The organism is Burkholderia sp. Ac-20392, assembly GCF_017104585.1.
In the GTDB taxonomy this organism is placed as follows: domain Bacteria; phylum Pseudomonadota; class Gammaproteobacteria; order Burkholderiales; family Burkholderiaceae; genus Burkholderia; species Burkholderia lata.
In genome coordinates this window covers 1-2,694 of the sequence record NZ_JAAGPB010000816.1, presented here as the reverse complement: position 1 = coordinate 2,694, position 2,694 = coordinate 1, and the positions used below count along the sequence as shown (strand labels likewise).

The window sequence follows — 2,694 nt, the reverse complement described above, 5'->3', positions numbered from 1 at the left end:
CCTGCGCTGCCGGCCGATGCCGGCGCGTCCGGCGGCGTGCGGATCGTGCGCACGCGGCCGAAGGTCGTGCTGCTGTGGGCGTCGCAGACCGGCAACATCGAATCGTTGACCGAGGACTACGCGACGCAGCTGATGAACGCGGGCTTCGAGATCCGTACCGCGTGCATGTCCGACTATCCGGTGGCGTCGCTCGCCGGTGCGCAATATGTGCTGCTGATGACGAGCACGTTCGGCGACGGCGACGCGCCCGACAACGGCAGCGAATTCTGGGAAGCGCTGCAGGCCGGCAGCGCCGCGCGCCTCGACGGCGTGCACTTCGCGGTGCTCGCGTTCGGCGATCGCAACTACGACCAGTTCTGCGGCCATGGCCGCCGGCTCGATGCGCGGCTCGCGGAGCTCGGCGCGGCGCGTCTCTGCGCACGCGTCGATTGCGACGTCGAATTCCAGCGCGATGCCGACCAGTGGCTCGAACGCGTCGTTGCGCGGATCAAGGAGGCCGATGCCGCGCTGCACGCGGTGCCGACCGGCGGGATGAGCCCGTCGGGGCTGCTGCCGACGAAGGCGCATCCGGCGCCGTCGAAGCTCGTCGCGAACCTGCGGCTCAACCGTCCGGGCGCGGCCAAGGACACGCGCTACGTGTCGCTGTCGACCGAAGGCGCGAACCTCGAATACGAAACCGGCGACGCGCTCGGCGTGTGGCCGACCAATTGCCCGGAGCTGGTCGACGAACTGCTGTCCGTCACCGCGCTGAAGGCCGATGCGCCCGTCGCGGTGGCGGGCGTCGGCGACGTGCGCCTCGGCGATGCGCTCGCCCGTCACTTCGACATCACGCGCCCGCACCCGGACACGCTCGCCTTCATCGCGTCGCGCAGTGCGAACGGCGCGTTGAAGTCGCTGCTCGGCGACGACCGCAAGGGCGACCTGAAGCAATGGCTGTGGGGGCAGCAGCTCGCGGACGTGCTGCACGAGTTTCCGGTCGAGCTGTCGGGCACGGAGCTGGTCGGGATGCTCAAGCGCATGCAGCCGCGCCTCTATTCGATCGCGTCGAGCCCGAGCGCGCACCAGGGCGAGGTCCACCTGACCGTGTCGGCCGTGCGCTATCACAACGGCCGGCGCGCGCGCAAAGGCGTTGCGTCGACGTTCCTCGCCGATCGCGCGGACGACGGCCGCGTGCCGGTGTTCGTGCAGAAGTCCGCGCATTTCCGGCCGCCGGTGAACGGCGACGTGCCGATCGTGATGGTCGGCCCCGGTACCGGCGTCGCGCCGTTCCGCGGCTTCCTGCACGAGCGGCAGGCGCGCGGCGCGCGCGGGCGGAACTGGCTGTTCTTCGGCGAGCAGCACGCGCAGACCGACTTCTACTACGGCGACGAACTCGGCGCGATGCACGACAGCGGCTTCCTGACGCGGCTCGATCTCGCGTTCTCGCGCGACCAGGCCGACAAGATCTACGTGCAGGACCGGATGCGCGAGCAGGGCGCCGAGCTGTTCGCGTGGCTGGAAGAAGGCGCGCACTTCTACGTGTGCGGCGATGCCGCCCGGATGGCGAAGGACGTCGACACGGCGCTGAAGGCGGTGGTCGCCGAGCACGGCGGGATGTCGGACGAAGCCGCGAACGATTACGTCGCACGGCTTTCGAAGGCGCGCCGCTACATGCGGGACGTGTACTGAACGCGCGGAGCGGCGGCGTGCCGTTCGCCGCTCCGCCTCTCTGCTGGCAGGTTACTGCTGCCGCTCCCACGCGTGCGCCTGTTCGGCACGCACGAACGCTTCCGACGATTCAGGCAGCAGGTTGCGGAACGCGCCGCCGTCGCTGTCGATCACGTCGACCATCTTCGCGATCATTTCCTCCGGGTCGTGCTGTTCGAGCGGGAACGTCAGCCGTTCTGGCGTCACGGTATGCACGGCCGGATCGCGCCAGCGTCGCGTCGTTTCCATCATCCGGTCGTTGAAGCCCGTGCTGTACGGGCCGGGGTTCACGACCGCGACCTTGATCCCGTGCGGCGCCAGTTCCGCCTGCATCGCCTCGGCCACCGATTCGACCGCGTGCTTCGACGCGCAATAGGCGCCCGTGAACGGCCCCGTGATCAGGCCCGCGATCGACGACACGAACACGATCTTGCCGTGCCGGCGCGCGAGCATGCCGCGCGCGATCTGCTGCGTGAGTTCGAGCGGCCCGAACACGTTGACGTCGAACAGCTCGCGGACGATCTCGACCGGCAGGTCCACCAGCGCGCCGGCTTCGCCGACGCCTGCGTTGTTCACGAGCACGTCGATGTCGAGCTCGGCCGCGCGGGCGCGATCGTGAGGCGACGTCACGTCGAGCTTGATCGCGCGCAGCGCGGTGCCGCGCTGCGCGGCGGCGGCCGTCAGTGCGTCGATCTCGGCGGTGACGCGTACGCCGGCCGTCACGTCGTGACCGCGTTCGGCGAGGCGCAGCGCGACTTCGCGGCCGAAGCCGGTGCCTGCGCCGGTGATGAGGATGCGTTTCTGAGCCATGTGCTTACCTTGTGGAGTGGAACGTTGCCGGAAAGCGGTCGCGGCAGTGCTGCGCGATCGCGGTGTCTTCATCGACGCGGCCGCCCGAGATGCCGATCGCGCCGACGCAGCGCCCGTCGCCGTCGACGAGCGGTTCGCCGCCGCCGAACGTGACGAGCCCGCCGTGGCTGTGTTCGATGCCGCGCAGCGGGCCGTCGC

At 70.0% G+C, this 2,694-nt stretch carries 3 protein-coding genes; 1 reads left to right on the top strand and 2 read right to left on the bottom strand.

Annotated elements, in window-relative coordinates; all coding sequences use genetic code 11:
* Positions 1–1,668: flavodoxin domain-containing protein (locus G3N99_RS38595; protein ID WP_206125017.1), on the top strand; the 1,668-nt coding region annotated here is incomplete at its 5' end.
* 51 nt (positions 1,669–1,719) lie between these two features.
* Here the strand turns inward: G3N99_RS38595 and G3N99_RS38590 are convergent.
* Entirely contained in the window at positions 1,720–2,496 is a 777-nt protein-coding gene (locus tag G3N99_RS38590) for an SDR family oxidoreductase (RefSeq protein WP_206125016.1), read from the bottom strand.
* Between the two features lie 4 nt (positions 2,497–2,500).
* On the bottom strand, positions 2,501–2,694 hold a 194-nt coding region (locus G3N99_RS38585; RefSeq protein WP_206125015.1), incomplete at its 5' end, for a heme-binding protein.

Excerpts from the sequence above, each read along its gene's own strand:
- G3N99_RS38590 (WP_206125016.1), bottom strand. The coding sequence starts at position 2,496 with ATGGCTCAGAAACGCATCCTCATCACCGGCGCAGGCACCGGCTTCGGC.